Source organism: Peribacillus sp. NPDC076916, from assembly GCF_050269675.1.
GTDB classification, from domain to species: Bacteria; Bacillota; Bacilli; order Bacillales; family DSM-1321; genus Peribacillus; species Peribacillus aracenensis.
Genome location: NZ_JBNNIU010000001.1, coordinates 644481 through 669233 on the forward strand (window position 1 = coordinate 644481; position 24753 = coordinate 669233).

23 protein-coding genes are annotated in these 24753 nt (G+C 42.1%); 10 read left to right on the top strand and 13 right to left on the bottom strand.

Features of this window, described 5'->3' with window-relative positions; translation table 11 throughout:
- Positions 1-15: 15 nt before the first annotated feature.
- Complete coding sequence (gene glpK / locus ACQKFG_RS03245; RefSeq protein ID WP_427556161.1) at positions 16-1506, bottom strand: glycerol kinase GlpK; 1491 nt, start codon at positions 1504-1506, stop codon at positions 16-18.
- A 192-nt stretch (positions 1507-1698) separates the two neighbouring features.
- Between glpK and ACQKFG_RS03250 the strand changes: the two genes are divergently transcribed.
- On the top strand, positions 1699-2490 hold the full coding sequence (locus ACQKFG_RS03250; protein ID WP_192203593.1) for a TIGR00266 family protein: 792 nt from the start codon (positions 1699-1701) through the stop codon (positions 2488-2490).
- 63 nt (positions 2491-2553) lie between these two features.
- The gene (locus tag ACQKFG_RS03255; protein WP_144526882.1) at positions 2554-2784 is read left to right on the top strand and encodes a hypothetical protein; all 231 of its coding nucleotides are present in this window, start codon (positions 2554-2556) and stop codon (positions 2782-2784) included.
- Between the two features lies 1 nt (position 2785).
- On the opposite strand, the gene ACQKFG_RS03260 is transcribed toward ACQKFG_RS03255, so the two are convergent.
- Positions 2786-3538, bottom strand: coding sequence for a glucose 1-dehydrogenase (locus ACQKFG_RS03260; RefSeq protein WP_427556165.1), 753 nt, complete (start codon positions 3536-3538; stop codon positions 2786-2788).
- A gap of 244 nt (positions 3539-3782) precedes the next feature.
- Between ACQKFG_RS03260 and ACQKFG_RS03265 the strand changes: the two genes are divergently transcribed.
- Both ACQKFG_RS03265 and ACQKFG_RS03270 read left to right on the top strand, forming a co-directional pair.
- A complete protein-coding gene (locus tag ACQKFG_RS03265) occupies positions 3783-4085 on the top strand; it encodes a phasin family protein (RefSeq protein WP_260284516.1) in 303 nt (100 codons plus the stop codon).
- 15 nt (positions 4086-4100) lie between these two features.
- Positions 4101-5771: an ABC1 kinase family protein gene (locus ACQKFG_RS03270; RefSeq protein ID WP_427556169.1), complete on the top strand. Its 1671-nt coding sequence runs from the start codon at positions 4101-4103 to the stop codon at positions 5769-5771.
- A 282-nt stretch (positions 5772-6053) separates the two neighbouring features.
- Here ACQKFG_RS03270 and ACQKFG_RS03275 read toward each other — a convergent pair whose 3' ends face one another.
- Both ACQKFG_RS03275 and ACQKFG_RS03280 read right to left on the bottom strand, forming a co-directional pair.
- A complete protein-coding gene (locus tag ACQKFG_RS03275) occupies positions 6054-6986 on the bottom strand; it encodes a catalase family peroxidase (RefSeq protein ID WP_427556172.1) in 933 nt (310 codons plus the stop codon).
- Between the two features lie 152 nt (positions 6987-7138).
- Complete coding sequence (locus tag ACQKFG_RS03280) at positions 7139-7567, bottom strand: Lrp/AsnC family transcriptional regulator (RefSeq protein ID WP_342615219.1); 429 nt, start codon at positions 7565-7567, stop codon at positions 7139-7141.
- A gap of 118 nt (positions 7568-7685) precedes the next feature.
- Here ACQKFG_RS03280 and ACQKFG_RS03285 point away from each other — a divergent pair, with 118 nt between their 5' ends.
- Positions 7686-8081 (top strand): carboxymuconolactone decarboxylase family protein, encoded by a 396-nt coding sequence (locus ACQKFG_RS03285; protein WP_192203587.1) that lies wholly within the window; start codon positions 7686-7688, stop codon positions 8079-8081.
- A gap of 97 nt (positions 8082-8178) precedes the next feature.
- On the opposite strand, the gene ACQKFG_RS03290 is transcribed toward ACQKFG_RS03285, so the two are convergent.
- A complete protein-coding gene (locus ACQKFG_RS03290) occupies positions 8179-8646 on the bottom strand; it encodes an Lrp/AsnC family transcriptional regulator (RefSeq protein WP_427556177.1) in 468 nt (155 codons plus the stop codon).
- 173 nt (positions 8647-8819) lie between these two features.
- Here ACQKFG_RS03290 and hisC point away from each other — a divergent pair, with 173 nt between their 5' ends.
- Entirely contained in the window at positions 8820-9932 is a 1113-nt protein-coding gene (gene hisC / locus ACQKFG_RS03295; protein WP_427556180.1) for a histidinol-phosphate transaminase, read from the top strand.
- An 89-nt stretch (positions 9933-10021) separates the two neighbouring features.
- Here the strand turns inward: hisC and ACQKFG_RS03300 are convergent, their stop codons facing one another.
- The 7 genes from ACQKFG_RS03300 to iadA all read right to left on the bottom strand — a co-directional run bounded on the left by ACQKFG_RS03300 (position 10022) and on the right by iadA (position 18507).
- Complete coding sequence (locus tag ACQKFG_RS03300) at positions 10022-11401, bottom strand: amino acid permease (protein WP_427556183.1); 1380 nt, start codon at positions 11399-11401, stop codon at positions 10022-10024.
- 355 nt (positions 11402-11756) lie between these two features.
- On the bottom strand, positions 11757-13181 hold the full coding sequence (gene lpdA / locus ACQKFG_RS03305; protein WP_192203583.1) for a dihydrolipoyl dehydrogenase: 1425 nt from the start codon (positions 13179-13181) through the stop codon (positions 11757-11759).
- Entirely contained in the window at positions 13182-14462 is a 1281-nt protein-coding gene (locus ACQKFG_RS03310) for a dihydrolipoamide acetyltransferase family protein (protein WP_427556186.1), read from the bottom strand.
- A 29-nt stretch (positions 14463-14491) separates the two neighbouring features.
- Positions 14492-15475, bottom strand: a complete 984-nt coding sequence (locus ACQKFG_RS03315) for an alpha-ketoacid dehydrogenase subunit beta (protein WP_427556189.1) — start codon at positions 15473-15475, stop codon at positions 14492-14494.
- Complete coding sequence (gene pdhA, locus ACQKFG_RS03320) at positions 15475-16563, bottom strand: pyruvate dehydrogenase (acetyl-transferring) E1 component subunit alpha (protein WP_427556745.1); 1089 nt, start codon at positions 16561-16563, stop codon at positions 15475-15477. The genes ACQKFG_RS03315 and pdhA overlap by 1 nt, the downstream gene beginning before the upstream one ends.
- A gap of 395 nt (positions 16564-16958) precedes the next feature.
- Positions 16959-17144: a hypothetical protein gene (locus ACQKFG_RS03325; RefSeq protein WP_427556191.1), complete on the bottom strand. Its 186-nt coding sequence runs from the start codon at positions 17142-17144 to the stop codon at positions 16959-16961.
- 190 nt (positions 17145-17334) lie between these two features.
- Complete coding sequence (gene iadA / locus ACQKFG_RS03330) at positions 17335-18507, bottom strand: beta-aspartyl-peptidase (protein WP_192203580.1); 1173 nt, start codon at positions 18505-18507, stop codon at positions 17335-17337.
- Between the two features lie 192 nt (positions 18508-18699).
- On the opposite strand from iadA, the gene ACQKFG_RS03335 reads away from it, so the two are divergent.
- Positions 18700-19008: a hypothetical protein gene (locus tag ACQKFG_RS03335; protein ID WP_098372549.1), complete on the top strand. Its 309-nt coding sequence runs from the start codon at positions 18700-18702 to the stop codon at positions 19006-19008.
- 191 nt (positions 19009-19199) lie between these two features.
- Here ACQKFG_RS03335 and ACQKFG_RS03340 read toward each other — a convergent pair whose 3' ends face one another.
- Positions 19200-21197, bottom strand: a complete 1998-nt coding sequence (locus ACQKFG_RS03340; RefSeq protein ID WP_427556196.1) for a transglycosylase domain-containing protein — start codon at positions 21195-21197, stop codon at positions 19200-19202.
- Between the two features lie 319 nt (positions 21198-21516).
- Between ACQKFG_RS03340 and ACQKFG_RS03345 the strand changes: the two genes are divergently transcribed.
- The 3 genes from ACQKFG_RS03345 to ACQKFG_RS03355 all read left to right on the top strand — a co-directional run bounded on the left by ACQKFG_RS03345 (position 21517) and on the right by ACQKFG_RS03355 (position 24715).
- Positions 21517-22041 (top strand): universal stress protein, encoded by a 525-nt coding sequence (locus ACQKFG_RS03345; protein ID WP_427556199.1) that lies wholly within the window; start codon positions 21517-21519, stop codon positions 22039-22041.
- Positions 22042-22481: 440 nt separating this feature from the next.
- Positions 22482-23369, top strand: a complete 888-nt coding sequence (locus tag ACQKFG_RS03350; RefSeq protein WP_342615214.1) for a cation diffusion facilitator family transporter — start codon at positions 22482-22484, stop codon at positions 23367-23369.
- 236 nt (positions 23370-23605) lie between these two features.
- Positions 23606-24715, top strand: a complete 1110-nt coding sequence (locus ACQKFG_RS03355) for a histidine kinase N-terminal domain-containing protein (protein WP_427556203.1) — start codon at positions 23606-23608, stop codon at positions 24713-24715.
- Positions 24716-24753: the final 38 nt, after the last annotated feature.

The following is a 24753-nucleotide window of genomic DNA, read 5'->3' on the forward strand; positions in this document are numbered from 1 at the left end:
ATACCCTTACTTACTCTATTTAAAAACCGTTGCCGCCTGAACTGCCTTTTTCCAGCCATTATATAAATCCTTTCTTTCCTGTTCTTCCATCCCTGGTTCGAATTTCTTATCGACTGCCCATAGCTTTGAAATCTCTTCCTGATCTTCCCAATACCCGACAGCGAGTCCAGCCAAATATGCCGCTCCTAACGCTGTCGTTTCACTAATAACCGGTCGTACGACGGGGACATTCAGGAGATCGCTTTGAAATTCCATCAAGAAGTTGTTTTTGACAACCCCGCCATCGACCCTCAAAGACTTTAGGTTAATCCCAGAATCGACTTCCATGGCACTAAGGACATCTTTTGTCTGATAGGCCAACGCTTCCAATGTTGCCCGGACGAAATGCTCCTTCGATGTCCCCCTTGTCAGCCCGAATACAGCTCCCCTGACATCACTATCCCAATAAGGGGTGCCTAATCCAACAAATGCGGGAACTACATAAACTCCATCCGCTGAAGTGACCCGCAAAGCATATTTTTCACTGTCTTTCGGATCATGCAAGAGTTTCAGCCCATCCCTTAACCATTGTATGGCCGAACCTGCGACAAAGATACTGCCTTCCAAGGCATATTCGACTTTTCCATTCAGCCCCCATGCAATCGTGGTCAACAGGCCATGCTCTGATTTCACTGCCTTTTCTCCTGTATTCATCAGCATAAAGCATCCGGTGCCATACGTATTCTTGGCCATTCCTTTTTCGAAGCATTCTTGGCCGAACAAAGCTGCCTGTTGATCTCCAGCTGCTCCGGCAATCGGGATTTCGTGTCCAAAGAAATGGTGTGGCGCTGTTTTCCCGTATATCTCTGAAGAAGAGCGAACATCCGGGAGCATCGATTGCGGCACTTGCAGGATATCCAGCAGCTCTTCATCCCACTTCAGGTCATGAATGTTATACATCAGCGTCCTTGAAGCATTCGAATAATCGGTTATATGTGCCTTACCACCCGAAAGTTTCCATATTAGCCACGTATCGATCGTACCAAACAATAAGTCTCCGTTTTCTGCCTTTTCCCGTGCCCCATCTACATGATCGAGAATCCATTTCACCTTCGTACCGGAAAAATAAGCATCAATCAACAAACCGGTTTTCTGCAAAAATAAGTCATCGAGACCCTCATCCTTCAATTGAGTGCAAATTTCACTTGTCTGCCGGGATTGCCAGACGATGGCATGATGGATCGGCTGACCTGTTTCCTTATCCCATACCACGGTCGTCTCCCGTTGATTCGTTATGCCAATTCCAGCGATTTGTTCCGGTTTTATATTCATTTCCGATAGACAGGAAGCGATTACCGATAGGATGGAACCCCAAATTTCATTGGCGTTATGCTCCACCCATCCAGGATTCGGGAAATATTGTGTGAATTCCTTTTGCGCAATATGCAAGACTTCCCCGCTTTTATTAAATAAAATGGCCCGCGAACTCGTCGTTCCCTGGTCCAATGATAATATGTAAGTCTCCATGGTTGTCTCCCCCCACACTTAAGATTACGTTTCATTTCACCTTAAGTGTCATGCTGTTTTTTCTTTCTTCATTTTACTAGATATACCCTTGAAAACAAAAAATATATAAATCACAGCGGAAAGCTGAAAAATATTGGCAGGTTAAGAGTTTATCTTTTACAATGAAAATAAAGCGGATAGGAGGAATGGAAAATGAATAACCATGAAATAGATTTTAAAATATATGGTGATGACATGCAGTTTGTTGAAGTGGAATTGGACCCTCAGGAAACGGTGATTGCCGAAGCAGGAAGTTTAATGATGATGGAAGATCGAATCAAGATGGAAACCATCTTTGGCGATGGGTCTTCGAATGGTGACAGCGGAATGATGGGTAAGCTATTCGGTGCCGGGAAACGGCTCCTTACTGGTGAGAGTCTTTTCATGACGGCTTTTACGAATGAAGGACGAGATAAAAAACACGTTTCATTCGCCTCGCCTTATCCAGGTAAAATCATCCCGATGGATTTAAGCGAGCTAGGCGGGAAAATCATATGTCAAAAAGACGCTTTCCTGGCGGCAGCAAAAGGCGTTTCGGTCGGAATTGAGTTTCAGAGAAAAATAGGGGCAGGCTTCTTTGGCGGTGAAGGCTTCATCATGCAAAAACTTGAAGGAGATGGGATGACCTTCGTTCATGCCGGCGGCACGATCCATAAAAAGGAATTGTCAGCAGGAGAGATTTTACGCGTCGATACAGGATGTTTAGTGGCAATGACTAGCGGGGTAGATTATAATATTGAAACTGTAAAAGGCGTGAAAACCGCTTTATTCGGAGGCGAAGGTTTATTCTTTGCAACATTAAAAGGGCCCGGAACCGTGTGGGTGCAATCATTGCCATTCAGCCGGCTTGCCAGCCGTGTATTTGCTGCAGCGCCGCAAAATGGAGGATCATCCGAAGAAGGCAGCGTAGCTAGAGGCTTATTCAATTTATTCAACGATAAATAAGAACCGACCAATGGCTGCCACCCTGGCAGTCATTGATCTCTTTTGAAAAGGATGGGTAGCTACATGCAGCTTGTTAAGTGGTCCTACATGAGACGCTATAATATCAGGGCAATTTTTGATCAATTCCCGAATTCGCCTGTTATTTTCCGAAAAATAAGAGATTACTATTTTGTTTATACCATTCACTGGACAGCTGCCGATGCCCCCATCGGCATAAAGGAGCTTGAAGAAATGGAACAGCTGCTCAACCGTGAGCTCGGAACTGAACTGCAATATCTCTATCGAAAAAAATGAGTTACTCCTCGTACATCATTTTTCTTGTCATGCCTCCATCGACGATAAGATCCGCACCCGTAACGAAATTATTTTCCGTTGCCGTCAAATAAAGACAGGCCCTTGCAATGTCTTCCGGCATACCAACCCGATTGGAAAAATGCTGCTGATGGTCCTTATCCCTCAGCGAGTCATAATCTCCCGTTTCAATCCAGCCCGGAGAAATCGAATTGACCGTAATTTTCTCTTTGCCTAAAGAAGCGGCAAGTGCATGTGTCAGGGCTTTGATCCCTCCTTTTGTCGCTGCATAGGATTCAGAATCCGGCTCAGACATTATCGCTCTGGTTGATGCTATATTGATGATTGCACCTCCCTTTGCATTTTTCCGCATCGATTCTGCCGCTGCCCGGGAACAAAGGAAAACACTGCGCAAATTCGTATTCATCATATCGTCCCAATCCTCAATCGTCAGATCATAAAGCGATTTGAATAATGCCTTTCCTGCATTATTGATTAATATATCAATGGTCTTATATGTTTTTAAAGTTACATCCATCAAATGTTGGATGTCATCCTCCTTGCGTACATCCGTTTTAACGAACATGGCTTCATGTCCGTTACTTTTGAGCTGCTCTTCCACATACAGAACACCTTCCCGCTCGTCCAAATCTGCGAGAACGACAGCAGCGCCGCTTTCTGCATATCCCTTTGCCACGCCTCTCCCTATACCATTCGAAGCGCCTGTTACAATCACCGTTTTATTTGTGAATCCCATTATTCCATCCCCGCTTTCACAGATTTGTCCCTATCATTTTATCCAATTCGCTTCACTTCAAACATTTCCGCGCCTGATCAATTAATTCTTTTCCTTATCATCAAAAATCTGCAGAACCCTTATATTTTTGTAGCGGCCCTAAAGTGATGTATGATAGATAGTAACAACAAGAATGAACCACAGTGAAAAGCATCCGTCATTATCTTTCTTACAGTGTGAAAATTTTAATTGGAGGAATGTAAAAATGGACTTATTAAAAAATGTGTTTTCTTTAGGATTAGGTGCTGCCGCTGCTACAAAAGAGCAAATTGAAAAAGCAGTGGACTCTCTTGTGAAAAAAGGCGATATCTCAAAAGAAGACTCAAAGGTTCTTATTAAGCAATGGGTCGAAAAAGGGGAACAAGCCCAAAAGCAGCTGGATGATTCCGTCAAGGCCAAAGTCAACCAAGCGCTCAATGGCCTAAACTTGGCAACTAAAGAAGAAGTTCAGGAATTGGAGCGCCGTATCGCGATTTTGGAAAAACAGAACCAAAACATACAATCCTGATCAGGAGGTACTCGAATGTTTCGCAAGCGACTGAAACACGCACATCGTTACCAAGAAATCATTAATGCCTTCTTGAAAAATGGTTTTGGTTACTTCATCTATCGTCTGGGATTATCCGAGAGCAAAGCTGCATCGAAACTCCAACCTGATGAAAACCTGAACCTCCGCTCAATCGGGGAAAGGCTGCATACGATATTACAAAGCTTGGGACCTACATTCATTAAACTTGGTCAGATTGCAAGTACGAGGCGTGATTTCGTTCCTGACGAAATCGTCCGCGAACTTGAAAAGCTACAGGACCAGGTCACCCCCTTTCCATTTGAGAGAGTTCGAAAAATTGTCGAAGCCGAATTGGGTGATTCTTTGGAAAACCTTTTTCTTGAATTTCATGAAACCCCACTGGCAACGGCTTCGATTGGTCAGGTCCACACTGCACGGCTTCCATCACAGGAAGTCGTAGCAATCAAAGTGCAGCGGCCCGATATCCTGCCGATTGTGGAAACGGATTTGGAAATTCTCGATGATTTGGCAAGACTAATGGAAGCACGCATATCTTGGGCAAGACGCTACCAAATCAGAAAAATGATTGATGAATTCGCTAAATCACTCCGTGCAGAACTCGATTATAACTCCGAGGGCCGAAACGGGGAAAGAATAGCCAAGCAATTCGTCGATGATCAAGGGTTTAAGGTACCAAGGATCCATTGGGAATTTTCCACAAAAAGGGTCCTGACGATGGATTTCATTCAAGGAATTAAGATCAATCATTATAAACAGCTTGATGATGAAGGTTATGATCGCCGGCAAATCGCGGAAAGATTAGCGAATTCCATGCTTCAGCAAATATTGATCGACGGCTTTTACCACGGCGATCCCCACCCTGGCAATATCATCATTTTGCCAGGGAATGTCGTCGCACTTATGGATTTCGGAATGGTGGGTCGGTTGGAGGAAGAGACGAAGTTTCAGTTCGCCTCGCTGGTCATTAATTTGAAACGCGGCAGCACCAATGGATTGATCAAGACGCTTTCAGAGATGGGCCTCCTGACGGACGAAATCGACATGGCATCATTAAGAGGGGATATCGATGAACTGCGAAATAAATATTATGATATCCCATTGAGCCAAATCAGCTTAGGCGGAGCTGTCAATGACATGTTCACGGTTGCCAATCGGCATCAAGTCCAAATCCCTCCCGAATTCACGATGCTCGGTAAGGCTTTGCTTACCATGGAGGCCATTGTCGAAGGATTAGATCCGAATTTCAGCATTATGAAGGCAGCTGAACCTTTTGGAGAAAGGCTTTTTAAGGAACGCTACAACCCCAAAAACATTGCGAAGAACGCCTGGAATCAATTCATCGAGTCTGCTGAAGCCATTGCCGAATTGCCCAAGGATATCAGGGAAGTGACAGGTATCATTAAAAAAGGAAAATTACGGCTTGATATCAACATTCCCGAACTCCAAGTGTTTTTACATAAGCTTGATCAAATCTCGAATAGGCTGTCTTTCAGCATTATCCTGCTAGCATTCAGCATAATCATGGTCGGTCTCATTATCGGCTCTGCAATAGGCGGGGAAACCTTGATCCTTTGGAAAATACCGGTTATCGAGATTGGATTTGTCGTCGCAACCCTAATGTTCTTACTTATGCTCTACACCATTTTCAGATCCGGAAAAATGTAAACTTACGAAAAAAGGGTTCGGATTGATCTCCGAACCATGATTTTAAAACATGACTAAGGGTATCCCCCATGTTTTACTGTTATATAAATGAAATCCTCGTTTAATTGAAGAAAATTTGCGATACACCTGCCCAATAACTGGCTAGCCTGGACTCAACAGGTGCTTGCTTTGATGAGGCTTGGCTCAGTCCGAGGAAAAGAAGCTGATTTCTTAAAGCAAGTTTACCAATAGTCTGAAGGGAACCCTTAAAAGTACGGGAATTCCCTTTTTTCTTGATGTCATTCATTCGTTATTTATCCGACGTTTATAAGAGACGGCATACGCATTATGGCGAAAATGCAAGATTCGGTCTTCCGAGCATTCGATTCCTGCAGGAATATTGGTTGGATCAAACATTAAAGTATCTTTAAACACTGCCGATTTTCTGGAAATCTTCAAATGCCCTATCGTGACTACCTGTTTATCTTCCGACCAAGCTTTGGTTGGATCATCAGTCGGGTCATTTTCCCCTCCTATTTGGATGTTCAATTTAAAGCCCACCGGACCGCGCTTGAGCCTTTCTTCCATTTCTTCATCCAGATACTCCGGCGAATGCTTGGCCACCTCCTTTTTTTCTAGCATACTAAGGCCGTCATCAGGTACCCACTCGTACTTGATTGCCTGCCGCCTTCCTTCCGCGTTAATGAAATAGAATGCATGAATGGAGTAATATTGACACGTTGAGAAACTGGCTGGAGAACGCATTTCTTTAAGCATTTGCAGGCTTGCCTTGCTTTCAGGGTATTTCCAAATGATTTTTGCAAGCTCTTTCAGATTGGGGAAACCTTCTTTGGCAGACTTGAAAAAGTCAGCCATATCAACAAACGCTTCCGGTGTTTTCGCAAAGAATAACGGAATGGTCACAGTAATAAGATCTGATTCTTCTCCATTCGGCAATTGAAACTTGACGGCCATGCCCTTTACAGGGGAAATGGCATCAGGATGGCTTGGAATCGGCGAGCTATTTGAAAACCGAATGACCACCGGCACAGCTTCATCCTGAAGATGCGGAGCCACCGTTAATGGGGACGCTTTTCCGTTTGGGGTAAAAACCCCTTCATAAACATATCCCCTTGCATGCGCACGCCGATAACCAGGATGTGTTCCAGCCACATTTTCAATCACATTAACTGCTTCTCTGGCTAGTTCAGGTTTAAAGTCGTCCGTTCCCTCCATGATATCTCACCCCTGCTTTTCAGATTCGAATCCATTATTACATGTACCCCTTATTCCAATAGCTTATTCTTATTGAATCGCCGAAAACATTGATCGCCAAAAAAACACCTGGAATTATCCAGGCGCTGCACACATCATTTAGAAAAAAATACTCATTCCAGTTCCCGCTCCACCTTTGAAAGAATCACATGGGTAACGGTTGCCGCAAACGAAATGGTCCGATTGATGAATTCCTCCACTTCTTCAAGGCTCTCACTGTGGATTTTCAGCATAAAGCAAGCCCGCCCGGCAATTCGATAACAAAAGTCAACATTCGGCACCTTGGATATATACTTTTTGAATTTCTCATATTCCCCATTTTTTATTGTTGCTTCCACGATACACTCAATTGGAAAACCGATCTTTTTATGATCAATCTCGGCAACATACCCTTTAATAATCCCGAACGACTCCATTTGCCGTACCCGTTCTGCAACGGTGGGAGCGGAGAGGTTTACTTTCTTTGCCAATTCCCTCATGGAAATTCGGCTATTCAACGTTAATTCAGCAAGGATACTCTGGTCTTTTTCATCAATTTTCATTCCCCAAATATTCTCCTTCTTTTCTTTACATTTATTCATTATTAATCCGCATTTCTTTACAAATGGAATTAAAACTCCTGGATTTTTATATTAGTATTATCTCAAAGGAGAGATGTTCATGACAAGAATAAAAAAATCATCGCAGGGATCCAGTCCATTTCAAAGATTATTTCATTCTGAAGAGATTTCGCATAAATGGTCGGACCTCTCAGATTGCATATCTGCAGATGGGAAACTTTCAAAGAAGTTAAAGGAAAACGTCAGAAGGGTTCTGGCATATGGTAATGGCTGCTCATATTGTCAGGCAAAAGGGATTCCACTAAAGCCGGAAGATATGAAAGAAAGCTATGCAATCGCCTTTGCGGAAGTATTCCTCTTACAACGTGAAAAAACGGAGGAAAAGTTTTTCCAAGTATTGAAGGAGACATTCAGTGATGAGGAGATTTCTGAACTATTGGCATTCATTTGTTTTACAACGGCCCAGCAATATTTCGGGGCTTTGATGGATTTATAATAACCAAAAAAGGAACAGGCACCGTGCCTCGTTCCTTTCTTTAAACCTTCATTGGTTTCCGTGCAAACCCATTTACAAGGATCGGTTGAACTTCCACCTAGGATTTCGCACCATGATCCTCCATTTCATTGATCCTAGGAAGGATGGAGCGTGAAGGTACCGGGGATGTCAAAACCACGGATGTATTCAGATGTCCATATGGTATTAATCGATCTATCAGTAATCTCATGCTGTCCATATCAGCCAAAGCCGCTTTCAAGAAATATCCAACGGTTCCTGTTACACGATGGCACTCGATAATGTCTAAATCATTTTTCACCAATTGCTCAAAATCGGAAACTGGAACCTTAAGTTCACTCACCTGAATGTACACTAGTACCCCCCTTCCTATTGCCAGGGGTGAAATCCTTGCGCTGAACCCCTCAATGATCCCCTTTTCTTGCAGGCGATACATTCGTTCAGAGATGCTAGGTCGACTGAGAGCCAATTTCTTCGAGAGTTCACTAATCGTAATGCGTCCATCCTTTTGTAAAAGTTCCAGTAAATTGACATCTATTTCATCCATGAAGCAACCGCCTTTCATAATGAAGGAATATAAGCTTATATTTCTTTAAAATGTTGTATGGATAGTGAAAAATACATTCTTTTTTGTATGTAATTTTATCAGTTAATATTCTATCATTAAAATAATCCAATGGAAAAAGAAAATTCAGAATTTACCAAAGGGAGGAACCTGCATTGACCTTTACGAAAATCCCGGTTCGACAAAACATCGAAAGCATTAGTCCATATGTTTCCGGCAAGCCTATTGAAGAAGTGCAACGTGAACTTGGTCTTGAAACGGTCGTTAAATTGGCATCCAATGAGAATCCATTCGGCTGCTCAACTCTAGCAAAAGAAGCCATGATTACTGAAATGGAGCAAACCTCCTTTTATCCTGAAGGTATGGCACCTGCATTAGCTGAAAAGTTGGCAAGGAAATTGAATATCAATAAAGATCATATCATTTTAGGCAATGGATCTGATGAAGTGATTCGTTTGTTAACACGAACCTATATCCAACAAAATGATGAAGTCATCATGGCTGATGTGACATTTCCACGATATGAAACGAATGTATTGATTGACGGCGGCACACCTGTAAAGATACCTCTTATTAATGGGGTACATGACTTGAAGGGGATGTATGATGCCATAACAGAAAAAACAAGAATGATATTTGTCTGTAATCCCAATAATCCGACAGGAACAATCGTTCAAAAAGAAAAGTTACGCTCTTTTATCGAGAAGGTGCCGAAACATATTTTACTGATCGTTGATGAAGCATACTATGAATATGTCGATGATGCAGAATATTTAGAAACCTTGCCACTTTTAAATATGCATTCAAATCTGGTCATCCTACGCACTTTTTCAAAGATTTATGGACTGGCTGCATTAAGGATTGGTTACGGTTTAATGGATGCTTCCATCATACAAGAGCTAGTTAAAGTGAAGGAACCCTTCAATACCAATCGTTTAGCACAGGCTGCGGCATTCGCTTCCCTCGACGACCATCCATTCGTTGAGAAATGTGTCCGTAAGAATGCCGAAGGAAGAAGATATTTAGAAAACGAACTAAGCAAGATGGGATTAACATTCTTCCCTTCACATGCCAACTTCTTGATGGTTAAATTGAATCAGCCTGGGAGGAACATTTTTGAGAAGTTATTAATTCAAGGTGTCATCATCCGTTCCGGTCATTTGCTAGGCTATGAAAATACTATCCGCGTGACCATCGGCACCCCACTTGAAAACGAGAGGTTCATATCCTCCTTACAACATATAATCAATGAAACGTCAGGTACATGAACGTTCGAAATGAAGTTGCAGTATATCGATGATTATTAATGAAAGATACGACATGGACGCCTTTGCACATGTCGTATCTTTTCCGTAATTTATTTAGCAATATCCTTTTCTATTATCGTTGTCCCCTGTTCATCCCCACTTTTAAATTTAAAAATGGAAATCGAGATTAATGCAGCCAACACAATCAGGCAAGCAATGATACTGATCCGATTCTGTTCACTGAAAACGAACGATATACAAATGATGCTTAAGGTGATTACGGCAAACAAGGTTACATATGGAAATCCCCACAATTTAAAACTCGGGGCTTTGGGATACGAATTGCGAAGTTTTAGCTGCGCTAAACAGATGCTGATCCATACAAGGGATACTACAAAACCTGGAAACGCCATTAATAAAGTAAATGCCTTGTCCTGTGCAATGAAAGTAACCATGGAGCCGACGACCAATACAAAAGCACTTAATATCAAACTATACAAAGGAACGCCATTTTTTGATACATAAGAGAACGACTTGGGAGCTTCCCCTTCTGCAGCCAAAGAATGTAGCATGCGGGTACACCCATATATTCCTGAGTTTGCGGCAGATAAGACGGCCGTAATCAAAATGAAATTCATGATATGTGCAGATCCCTGAAAACCGGACATTGATAAAACTTGTACAAACGGACTTGCCTGGTCGCTAATTTCGTTCCAAGGAATCAAACCGCAGATTATAAGTATCGGTAAGGTGAAAAATAATACGACTCTCCAAATATAGTTTTTAATGACCTTCGGTAAAATGCGTTCCGCATCCTTTGCTTCGGTTACCGTCACCCCTATTAACTCTGAACCGCCATAGGAGAACATGACGATCAGTAATGCCGAAAAGATGGACATCCACCCATTTGGGAAAAACCCTCCATACCCGGTGAAGTTTTGTAGATAATTAGATTCCCCGGTTGGGATGACTCCAAATAAAATACAGGCTCCCAATATGATGAATACGATAATCATTGTAATTTTAATGCCAGCAAACCAAAATTCGAATTCACCATAATTTTTGACATTCATCATGTTAATCCCAATGATGAAAGCCGTACACCCTAAACTTAATATCCATAGCGGGATTGCTGGGAGCCAATATTGCAAGAAGCTTCCTGCAACCACTACCTCAATGACACAGACGGATAGCCACATGAAACAATACATCCAGCCTATAATGAATGAAAAGCGGTTACCGAATGCTTTCTGAACGAAACCTTTCATATTCGTATTTGGATAAATAATTGCCATTTCCGCTATAGCACCCATGACTATAAGCAGTAATAATCCTGCAAAAATATAAGTGAATATGACTCCTGGCCCTGCTAACGATATGGTTTCGGCACTTCCTTTAAAAATGCCAGTACCTATTGCCCCTCCCATTGCCATCATGCTAATATGCCGCGGCAATAATTTCTTTTGCAGTGACCCACCATTTGATTCCATTACATCTGCCTCCTTCTTTCCATAATTTTTCCGTATAAAAAATCAAACCCATTTCAATCGTTGAATGGCGAATAGATAAGTTATTCATCAACCGTTTTGGTTTTGGAGTGGAAGGATGCAAAGCCTTCTTGAAAAATCTCTTCATACTTCACCAAAGTAAAAGATATCAATATGTTGTTAGTTTTACAAGAGGGATCATCGCAGGCCTATTAAGGATCCTATCTAGTCAAACGCCGGGTAAAATTTTGGAAATGGCGTGAATTTGCTGATAGCCTTGCCTTTTGGAGACCAATGAGAGGTTTTCTGACTCCATTATCGGGGACTACTTTGGTAATCCCCATGACTTTACCTTTTCCTATTTATTTACGATGTGAATCGCATGTCCCAAAACTGCCTCAGCCGCTTCCATCCACCCCTCAGTCAAAGTTGGATGTGGATGCATGATCAGGGCTATATCTTCGACCCTAGCCGCCATCTCAAGGGCAAGGACCCCTTCACCTATAAGGTTTGACGCATCAGCACCTACCATATGCATTCCGAGCAATATGTGGCTATCGGCATCCACGATCACTTCAGCAAATCCTTCCGTTTCATCCGTTGCAAGCGCCCTTCCATTGGCACTGAACGGAAATTTGCCGATTTTGACGCTGTATCCCTGTTGTTCAGCTTCTTCACGGCTTAAACCAACACCAGCTATTTGGGGGTCCGAGAAGATTACATAGGGAACATTAGGTGAGTCAACGGCACTTGGCAATCCCCCTATCACTTCAGCTGCCACCACTCCCTGTTTGGACGCTCGATGCGCAAGAGCTGGACCAGGAGTAGTGTCACCGATGGCAAAGATGTGCGGCACATTTGTACGACATTCCATATCCACTTCTATATGGCCTTTTTCACCAACTGTAACTCCAGCCCGATTCAGGCCAATTTCTTCAGTGTTAGGTATCCTGCCAATTGTAACCAGGGACTTTTCACTCACGACCACTTCCGCCCCTTTTTCTTCCGAGGATACATGAAGGTGTACATGGCCATCCACTACACTCGCCTTTTCTACCCTCGTGGATGTTTTGATATTCATCCCAAGCTTCTTGGCGCTCCGGGTGACTTCCTTTACAAGGTTTTCAGCAATTTGGGGAAGGATGCGATTGGCCATTTCAATGATGGTCACTTTAGTACCCAGCTTTGCAAATGCCATACCTAATTCGATTCCGATATATCCACCGCCAATGATCGACAAGCTTGATGGAACTTCCTGCAGCTGCAAAGATGATGTTGAATCCAATATATATTCTCCATCGACTTTAATGAAGGATGGAATGAAAGGTCTGGACCCCGTCGCAATAATCGCCTGCTCAAACTTGTAGGTTTCAAAATCGCCATCGGTTTCAACTCCAATACGGTCATCAGATAAAAAGGCTGCTTGACCTTTAACCACCGTCACTCCATTTTCCTTACACAAATGGGCAATACCTTGCTTCAACTGAGATGTGATGCCCGCTTTCCAATCCTGCCAAACTCCCAAGTCCATAGCTGTTCTTTCCTGGGATAGCCGGATTCCCATTTTCCCTAAATCGTTAAGCCTTTGGTATTGATCAGCTGTGTGAATTAATGCCTTTGAAGGTATACAGCCCCGATTAAGACAAACCCCGCCCAGCTTATCCTTTTCAATCAGTACGACCGATTTTCCTAACTGGCCGAGACGGATAGCCGCAGCATACCCTCCCGGACCTCCTCCAATGATGATAACTTCCGTCTCTACAGCAACTTCCCCTACTACCATTTATCTCATCTCCACAACTAAACGAATTGGATTTTCCAGCAATTCCTTGATTCTATTGGTAAAATGCACCGCTGTTACCCCATCAATCAAACGATGATCGAAAGATAGAGACATATTCATCATTAAACGGATAACACCTTCAAGATCACGAACGACCATGCGATGTTCCATTTTATGCAAAGCTAGTATGGCAGCTTCCGGATAGTTAATGATCGGGGTCGCGTGCATCCCTCCGATCGGTCCTACATTGCTGATGGTAAATGTACTGCCTGTGATTTGATCAATGCTCAACTTCCCTTCACGGGCTTGGGCTGCCAATTGCTTGATTTCATCAGCCAGTTGGAAAATGGTCTTTTGATCGGCATTTTTTATGACTGGAACTATGAGACCCTCTTCGGTATTCGTCGCAATCCCAATATGATAATAATTCTTCAGAATGATTTCATTGGTCTTTTCATCAATTGAAGCGTTTAATGTTTTGAACTCCTTTAAGGCGATGACAATGGCTTTAACGAAAAATGGCAAAAAAGTCAACTTAATATCCTTATCATCGGAGTACTCTTTTAATTGGTTTTTAAATTCCTTCAATCGGTCCATTTCCAATTCATCTACATGGGTTACATGAGGAATGGTTGAAACCGACTTTACCATATGTTCAGCGATTTTTTTTCGAATGCCTTTAAGCGGAATCCGCTCTTCCCACTCATTTCCCACTCCTTTTGCCTGAATGGCATCATTCATCAAGGCCATCTCTTGAACACTCTTGCTATCATGATGTTTGGCATCTTCCAGTGTAATCGAGTTATTTTCTTTAAACTGCTTCAGGTCACTTTCGGTAATTCGCCCAGCCGGGCCGGATCCTTTAACCTTCTCGATATCAACCTTCATTTCCCTCGCCATTTGACGAACGAATGGCGTTGCCAACGCACGCACTACCTCATGATGCTGCTTAGTCGTAATCTGTTCTGCATTAACTATTACATCACCAGATTGCACGACTTGGATTTCTTCGTCAATCATGCCTTTATCAGGAACTGACACATCGTTCTCTTCCTGAATTGTGAATATAGTGGTTCCCACTTCCACGATATCCCCTTCGGAAAAAAATATTTTCTTGACCACTCCCGCTGCAGGAGCCGTCAATTCCGCATTGACTTTATCCGTTTGCACTTCAACAATGGGTTGGTCCTGTTTAACCGCCTCCCCTTCTTTAATGAGCCATTGGATAATTTCCCCTTCATGCATCCCTTCCCCTACATCAGGAAGTTTAAATTCCATCATGCGTCATCCTCCTTCTCCCTTAATCACTATTAAAATGATAACGTTTCGACAATTCCTTGTTTTACACGATCAACAGTCGGTAAATAATGATCTTCTATTGTAAACGGCGGAACCGGTACATCAAATCCTGTTACACGCTTAATCGGCGCTTTCAGGTAAATAAGAGCTTCATCATTAATGATGGAGATAATCTCCGCACCTAATCCGGCCGTCTTATGGGCTTCATGGACGATTAATGCACGACCTGTCTTTTTAATGGATTGCACGATCGTATCCCTATCTAAAGGGTATAATGTTCGAAGATCGACCACTTCACACTTCCAGCCTTTTTCTGCTTCAATCTTTTTCGCGGCATTCAATGCCTCCCTTAACATGGCCCCCCATGCATAAATGGTCAGATCGCTCCCCTCCTGGACCACTTTTGCTTGCCCGATTGGTATTCGGTACATTTCGTCGGGAACTTCTTCCTTGAAAGCCCGATACAATTTAGTCGGTTCCAAAAAAATCACCGGATCTGGATCTTCGAGGGCTGAAATGAGCAGCCCTTTTGCGTCATATGGATTACTGGGTGCAACCACCTTTAAACCCGGGGTATGGGCAAAGAAGGTTTCGACACTTTCAGAATGAAGTTCAGGGCCCCTGATTCCGGCACCATATGGAGTACGGATTAAAAGGGGCACCCCAAATTGCCCACGGGTACGATACCTCATACGGGCAGCATGGGAAACGAGTTGTTCGAATCCCGGATAAATAAAGGCGAGAAACTGTATCTCTACAATAGGCAGCATTCCGTTAAGGGCTAAACCAATTGCAGACCCAATGATTCCGGATTCAGCTAATGGCGTATCAATGACTCGATCTTTTCCATACTTCTCATAAAGACCTTCCGTCGATCGAAAAACCCCGCCATTCACTCCAATATCCTCACCCATGATCATCACGCGATCATCAAGACCCAGCATTTGGTCCATCGCTTCCGTAATAGCCTGGAGCATCGTTAAATTTTTGCCCATTATTTCTTCCCGCCTTTCCTTAAGATTTGGCTCAATTCCTGCTTCTGTTCCTTTAAATGCCATGACTCCTCGGCATATACATGGTTAAACATTTCGAGCGGGTCGGATTTTGGATACCCTTCGGCTTTTTGAAGGTGAGCTTCAATCAGTTCGTTGAATTGTTTTAACGCCAATTCCTCCTGCTCTTCATTCCAGTGACCCTCTTTATTCAAATACTTTCTAAGACGTGTAATGGGATCCCGGTTTTCCCTCCAGAACGTTGAAATTTCGTCCTGATCGCGATATATGTTCGGATTGTCTGCAGTAGTATGAGCGCCATAACGAAAGGTGATGGCTTCGATTAATGTAGGTCCTTCCCCATTAAGCGCTCTTTCGACAGCCTGCTTTACAGTCAGCCATACTGCGAAAATATCATTTCCATCCACTCGCACCCCATGGATGTCATAAGCGGCAGCCCGCTGGGATATTGTTTTGGATGCCGATTGCTTTTCAAAAGGGACACTGATCGCGTAGCCATTATTTTGGCAGAAGAAGATTGTTGGGGTTTTATAAACGCCAGCAAAATTCAGTGCCTCATGAAAGTCCCCTTCAGAAGTTGCTCCATCACCAAAATAAGCAATGCTAACATTCTTTTCGCCTCTAATCTTACTTGCCCAAGCCGTTCCAACGGCATGAACCATTTGAGTGGCAATCGGAACGCTTGGAGGCAATATCCTTTTTCCTTCAGGACAAATTGAGCCATCAAAATGCGCCATCCAGTATAGGAAAACACGATATAATTCCTGCCCATGAATAATTGCCGCTCCATGATCACGGTATGTGGGAAACATCCAATCCCCTGCCGACAACGCTAAGGCGCTTCCTACCTGGGATGCTTCCTGTCCTTCAAAAGGTGCATAAGTTCCAATCCTGCCTTGGCGCTGGAGATTAACGGATTTTCGGTCAAACGTTCTGAGCAGGAGCATGCTCTCATACATCTTTAACATAAGTGATTTATCGATTTTTCCATCAATCGTTTCAATGATTTCGCCATCAGGAGTCAATACGCGAAATATTTCCGGCTCAACTTCATTTGAATACGCTTTCATTATTGGGTTTCCCGTCTTTTCCATTTCATTTCTCCCCTTAAGATAGATTTGTTTCGCAAACTTACCAAGGTTTTGAACAGTCATGAAATAACAGCCCAAAATGTATCTATTGGTCTTTATGTCTGTAATTAAATGCTGTTTCATAAACTACATTTCCTTATATAAAAGGATAATACATCCATGTTTTTAATAATATGTTAAATAGAATGAATTTTTCTCGTTTTACCTTTATTTAGAATATGTTTTCTGATAACATACCTTCATTTTGAAAATGAGAACCTTTAATGGGAAATTTCATATTGATTATCTACAAGTTGTTCATATGCTCGATCGATTCAAGACCTATCCAAAAAGTCTCCAGCACAAAAAAAGACCCATTATATAATAAATGGGTCTTAGACTGTAGACAAACTCGAGGAAAAGCCTTTCCCTGCCGTTTTTTCTTTAAAAACGATACAGTTGATTTCAGAAATCCACTCCCTTTCCGCCGCCTGTCTGCCATGCGTCTGTGGGGTCTCGGCTAGCGAGTTATTCGGCAGGAGTGTCGCAAATTTCTTCAATCCATTGAGGGTTTCATTCAAATCCAAGTTTACTTATAAAATAATGGTTTGGGATTATATCAATCGAACTCCTTTTTGTAGACAAACTGAGACCCATTATATAATTACGGGTCTTTTTGCATTTCATGATTGATGGGGGTATTACAAGCACCGGAAATCACTCCTGCCATAACCAAGATGAAAACCTTACCAACAAGATTAGAAAGATTTATCATTCAAATGTTCCTTTCACGACTGCTTGACCATCTTTGACCATGATCTGCCCCATCGCGATAACACTATTCATTTCTAAAGTTTTTTTCTTCATCATGATGATATCGGCATCCTTACCTACAGCAAGCTGCCCCTTTGTAGAAAGTTTTAAAATTTTTGCCGGATTTTCCGTCACAACTCGTAGGGCATCGGCAATTGTCACTCCATCCTCGAGGATCGCATCGGCAACACAATCATATAAGGACATGCATGTACCAATGTTCAAACCACGCAGGTTACCGTTGCCATCGAAGTCAGGCAGGCTGGCTTGTCCATCTGAAGTTATGGTGATCTGCCCGATTTCAACGCCTTTTTCCAGTGCCATTTTTATTGCTGTACTTGCTTTGACCTCGCCTTCTTCAAGGAACTTCTGGATCGTACTTGTCGTAAAATCGATATAACCCCCTTTTTTTGCATATTCCACACCTGCATTGAATAAATGCGGATTTCGATTTATATGTGTAGGGTAGAACTGGGTGATTGGTATTTCCGTTGTCTCGACAACTTCCTCAATTACCTGCAAATGATCTAAACTGTCGCCGACATGAATGTTGACGATACCGCTTTTCCCGGACAACAGGCCTCCATTTCGCGCCTGAGAGGCCAGTTTAGCCAGTTCAGCTGCAGTCGGCTGTGAAGAACGATGATCGGCGATGGCTATTTCGCCAACACCGATAATTTTATCCACAAGAATCAAATCATCTTCGATCTTACCTGTTAACGTCTTGACTGGAACTTGATAGGAACCAGTTTGAACGAAGCAGCTAATTCCTTCTTCTTCAAGCGCTCTCGCTTTAGCAAGCAGTGCTGGCATGGTCCTTGTCGTTCCATCTGTTCCGATGACCCCTACCAATGTCGTTATACCCGCTAAAGTGGCATCAGTTAATTGGATTTCTGGTGTCCTCGTTTTAAAGCCCCCTTCCCCACCTCCGCCGATAATATGTACGTGAGCATCTATAAAACCCGGAACCACAATTTGACCACTCGCATCAATCACTTTCATTTCAACGAAATTGGCAGGTTTTTCAATCTTGTCCTCAATGAAGCCAATTTGCTTTCCTACCAAGAGGATATCTTTTTGGCCCATATATTCCGGACCATAAAGCTCCCCATTTTTAATAAGTGTGAGCAATGTTCGTTCCCCCTCCAATTGAAATTTTCAAATAGGTTTCAAAATCTTTCACTCGGGTAAATATACAATATGACCCGCTAACAATTACATAAAAAAAGACAAACAATAATTGTTCATTTTAAAAAGTTGTAGCTGAACTGACATCTTGATTATGCTTTTCCAAAAGTATAAAAACAAAAGGAGTTAAACGACATGAATAAAGTGATTTCTTCAGATATTAAAACAAATAAAAGATTATCCATGCGACAAATCATGAACCTATATCAAGTTACAAAAGAATTTAAAGGGAATATATATTTTATCTGCAACCATAAATTGGTCGATGCCAAGAAACTTTCGACTTTCGTATCCTTTGTGCTCATTCTTCAAGAGTGTGCAACCATGAAAGTCATACTTGAAGGCGAGAATGTACATGCCATGCTAGAAAAAGTACAGGCTATTTGTAAAGAAAATGATGAAAGTTCATTTGGATTCCAATCGAACCAAACCGTTAATATTTAAATCATTCCAACTACGTCATGAAGAGGGTGTATAGAAATGCGAACCATTCTAATGGTGATAGGCGCAATCGTCGTAATCGGCATAATAGCAAATCTCATTTTTTAAGAATGACGAAAGACTGTCAATTATTGACAGTCTTTTTTGTTGATTAAATTATGCAAAAGCTTGTTTCATGCTCCCCTTCCTGGGAATCACCACGGCAACTTCCAGTCCCTCCATTTATTCAAACCTTCCCGAATTTCATTTCCTTTATCAATCCAATATTGTCTCCTTTGCTCATCGTCTTCTTTTGCCTTTTGCTCAGCTATAAGTGCCTGTTGTTCAGCTATAAGCGGACCGATATCTTGAGCTTTAAAGGATTGGGCAGTTTGATTCTGTAAAGCTTGCGACATTATTTTTTGAAAGATGATTGCACTTCCCTGACTGCTGTGTGTCGTTAGATAATGCTTTTCGTCCGTCTTATCATAACCAGCCCATACAGCACCGACCAGCGAAGGTGAATAACCGATGAACCATTGATCTTTGACCCCTGATATTCCTTCGATGGGAACTTGTGTGGAACCCGTTTTACCTGCTATTTCATAACCGGAAACAGCGGCGTTTTTCGCTGTGCCATATTCCACTGTTCCAAGCAGCATGGAATTCATTTTGTCGACGGCGCCTTCAGAGGTCACTTTGGTGCTTTTCTCTTTCCAGGCGGCTACCTCTTTTCCATCGGCATTTTCTATTCTTATAATGGCATGGGTTTCCATTCTTTCCCCACCGTTGGCGAAAGCTGAAAAGGCTCCTGCCATCTGCAGCGGGGATACACCTTTTTTCATCCCACCCAAAGCTATCGATAGGTTTCGATCATCTTTTTCATATGGAATTCCAAACCGCTTAAGTGAATCAAGCCCCTTATCGATGCCTATCTCATTCAATAGCCAAACCGTTGGTACATTCAAGGAATTCATCACCGCTTCATACATGGGCACTTCCCCTTTATATTGACCACTAAGGTTTGTTGGCTCATATTCACCAAAGCTCATTTTTTCATCCTTTAAAGGGTCGGTGATGTCGTATCCCTCTTCAACCGCTGGCAAGTATACGACAAGCGGTTTAATGGATGAACCGGGAGATCTTGTCAGCTGGGTTGCCCGGTTATATCCCATGAATTGATGCTTACCTCTCCCACCGACAAGTGCCTTTATGCCTCCCGTTTCAGGATCAAGGAGGACAGACCCGCTTTGAACCAGTTCATCTGCACTCGTTCCCACTGGGAAATTGGCATCATTCGCATAAACGGTTTCTGTAGACTGCTGCATGGATTGGTCCAGTGTCGTGTAAATTTTGTAGCCCTTTGATAGCAGATCCTCAAGTTTAATACCATATTTACTCGATGCTTCCGATAAAACATGATCGACAAAATAAGGATATTTACCTCTTAATGGATCGGTTTCCTTCTCCCCCATTAGAAGTGTCACCGAATCTTTTTTTGCAGCTGCTTCTTCATCTTTCGTCAAATAACCATGTTCCGCCATTCTCGAAAGAACCAAATCACGCCTCTTGACTGCCCCGTCTAAATTCTTGTATGGATCAAGTTTGGATGGTAAGTTAATGACACCCGCCAGCAAAGCTCCCTCGGCAACGGTCAATTCAGAGACCTCTTTGGAAAAATAAATATTTGCGGCCTTTTTGATTCCCCATGCCCCATGGCCAAAATAAACTTGATTCAGGTACATTTCCAGAATTTCATCTTTTGTATATTGATTTTCAACTTCCTGGGCTAGAAAAAACTCTTCTATCTTCCTCTTCAATGTCCGATTCGATTCCAGCATCGTGATTTTCACAAGCTGCTGGGTGAGAGTGCTCCCGCCTTCAACAACACTTCCAGCCTTCGCATTTTTAACCAAAGCCCGCATAATCCCTTGATAATCTATGCCGTGATGTTCATAAAAACGGTGATCCTCAATGGAAACCACCGCTTGTTTCATATGTTCCGGTATTTCTTCTATCGCAACCCCTTCGGATTTATTCGCAGTGATCGTACTGGCAAGATTCCCATCCAGATCATAGATTCCTGTCGGTTGCTGAAGTTTATTTTCAAGATGACTTATATCTGCACCCTGCTTGAAATACAATAGTGAACCGGCGCCTAAAACCACAACCGCCAATATTATAATTAGACCTAATTTCACTAGCCCTTTCATTTGTCCCCCCCATTTTCCCATCTCGACATGTTTCATTAAAAATATTTTACCCTTTTTATTAAAGAAAACTCGCCGATTGAATAAAAGGCGCCCTTTTCTTGTAGCACATACCCGCGAATCGGCATCCTTGCCGATGATATCCCTTCATCGTCTGAGTATGCCAGCTAAATGAAGGACCAGATTTCATCCTACCATTTTAACTATGCTCGTATCTATCCTTTACCCTTAAAAGGCAATCTATATACCGATTAAAGGCGTGAAGCCTTTTAAAAGCGGGTATAACACTTATAAGGTCTTATAAAGGGGAGAGATGATATTAATGAAAGACTTAAAACATATTGTCGTCGCTTTTGATGGAAATGAAGAGAGTAAGCGGGCCGTAAAATATGGGGCAATATTGAAAAAGGCCTTTCCAAAAGCCGAATTGACCGTTGTTCATGTCCTGAATGATAAGGTTGAACAGCGTATCATGGGAGACGCCTCGGCTCCGGGGTTCGTACCTACTGCCGGATTTTATGTAGATCCAGTCCAGACACATCCCGTTATTGAAGTCGATCAGCCAGGACCTCAAAAGGTAAATGACACCCCTTCCCCCGTCGAGAATAGTATTCAGAACGCAGAAAGTAATACGTTGAGATTGTTAAGTGAATGTCAAGTCAGGGGGAAATTCGAACTATTGGAAGGATATGCCCCAGATAGCGTATGTGACTTTGCAGCAAGAACTTCAGCCGATCTTATCGTTGTCGGCAATAGCGCTAAAAGCGGTTTGGAAAAATTCTTTCTTGGCAGTACAAGTAGTTCCATTGCGAAAAACGCACCTTGTTCGGTATTCATTGCAAAATGAAGATTAGCGGGTTCGCACTGTATGGCTTGAGTAGAGCATTCTCTGAAAAAGGCCGGATCCTTATAGAATCCGGCCTTTTTGTTAAGAGGATTTTTTCAGTCATACATTTGTAGCAAAAAACACCGGGGCGCCAATTGCTGACCAAAACCATCCTACACAGCGGTAACCAAGTGTCCCACTCAGCCTTTTTGGCTCCCCTTGCAGAAGTATTTAATTTTCGATCATCGGTTAGAATATAGTATTAGTTTCTATAAATGACAATTAAAGAAAATATACATATCATCAACTTGTCATCCCCATTTTAGGGCATATTCTTTTGTTTAACCAACTTCTTTACAGACCTTCATTACACCTGCCATTAACCAAGTTAGATGGCTAAATCTATAGACTCACAAAGGTTTGATTTATTAAGCCTAATTTACATCGGGGAGGGAATGGACATGGATAAACATTCGATTTCAGCTGAAAAAGGCGCCTACATAAGCATTGCCGCTTACATATTCTTGTCTGCTCTTAAATTGTCATTTGGTTATTTCGGTGATTCTAAAGGGCTTTGGGCTGATGGTTTAAATAATACGACCGACATCATCGCTTCCTTAGCCGTATTGATCGGTTTGAAAATTTCAAAGAGACCTCCTGATGATAATCATTCATATGGTCATTTACGGGCGGAAACCGTAGCCTCGTTGGTAGCTGCCTTCATTATGATCACCGTGGGCCTTCAGGTATTATTCAGTGCCATTGAATCCTTCTTTCACCAAAATTCAACAACCGTTCCCAGCATGCTGACCGGCTATGTCGCTCTATTCTCTGCAATTTTCATGTACGGAATCTACCGTTATAACTTATCATTAAGTAAAAAGATCAACAGCTCTTCCATCTATGCCGTTGCCCAGGATAATCGTTCCGATGCCCTTGTCAGTGTTGGTGCATTCATCGGAATAATCGGTACTAAGATGGGAATCCCTTGGCTGGATGCGATAGCGGCAGCCGTCGTGGGGGTCATCATATGCAAAACGGCCTGGGACATCTTTCGTGATGCCTCCATCTCTTTAACTGATGGTTTCGACGAGCAGCTCCTGCAAAAGATCGGACAAACCATTATATTGACAGAGGGTGTTAAAGACATGAGTGAAATTAAAGCCCGGATGCATGGAAGTGAAATCCTGCTCGAAACTACCGTTCATGTTAATCCTCTTTTGACCGTCATTCAGGGTCATGATATTACGGTTAAAATCGAAGAAAATCTTTTGAAGGAATATAATATCCAGCATGTAATCGTTCACATCGAACCATATGCATTCCATAAAAAAGGTAACCGTCATTAACTTTACGGATACCTTTTTTTGTTATTGATTCCTGTAATCACTGTAATAAAGCTGTGTCAAAAAAAGGGATTTATTGATTGATTGCCGAATATTTATCCAATTAACACATGTTAAAAGAACATTAATCTGTTATCATGAAAACAAGATGTAATTATTTTGATATTTTGTAATTTTATTCAAATAAAGCAATTTCTGGGTCAAAAGTAAATTCATTTTCCTACAGTATGGAGGGCAAGATGGTATCTAATCGAGAAATGACCATTCACTTTTTATCTTCTCAAAAAAGCAGTATCATTTCCAAATGGAAAGATGAGTTGCTGCATTTACCGGACGGATATCTGGGGTATTTTAAAGGAGAAGTGGAAAATATTTTCAATCTGCTATTGGATCAGCTTGGAAAATCGGATACTGAAATAGACGATGTACTGAAGGTCGTTGGGGAAAAGATTGCGTCTGATCGAGTCAATAAGCAATTGGATATGGAAAATTTCTTTTCCACTGCTACCATCGGGAGATCCATCATCATAGAGCATGTTTTGAATTCCGAATCATCCAAAGAAGTAATATCGGGACTAATTAAGCAAGTAAACGTTTACTTCGATAAACTTATTCATTTTGCATTATCCCATTATACCGAATTGAAAACGACGGAACTTGAAGAACGCTATCAATTCATAAGCCCAAATCATAAAGACCGGTTGACACTCCTTGGCCAAATGACCTCAAGCTTTGTCCATGAATTCAGAAATCCACTGACTTCCATCATGGGATTCATACAATTGTTACAGGCAGAACAACCTCAGATAAAGTACCTTGATATCATTTCGAAGGAATTGGATCAGCTCAATTACCGGATCACACAATTTCTTAATATTTCCAAAAAGGAAACTTCCTCATCACCACCTGATCTATTTTCCATTGCTCAGCTTGTGAATGAGGTGATCGAATTTTTATATCCTAGCATTTTGGAAGTTAATGCTTCCATTACATGCAATATTGCCGAGGATGCCGTAATTTCCGGTTCTAAAGAAGAATTCCGTCAAGTTTTACTTAATATTATATTAAATGCTCTTGATGTGGTTGCGGGGATGCCTTCCCCATCCATTTACATTTCAGGCTCTGAATCACCACCCGGCATTCTTACTTTAAATATATCGAACAATGGGCCGAAGATACCTGACGACGTCCTGCCGAATATTTTTGAACCATTCATCACCACAAAAAAGAGAGGAACGGGATTGGGATTATTCGTCTGTAAAGAAATCGTTTTAAAGCATCAAGGAACCTTATCCTGTCACTCTACCGATTTCCTTACGACCTTTTCCATACAATTAAAAACTAAATAATGGATAAATATCCTTTTTTCCTTAGGTTTTTAGTGTGA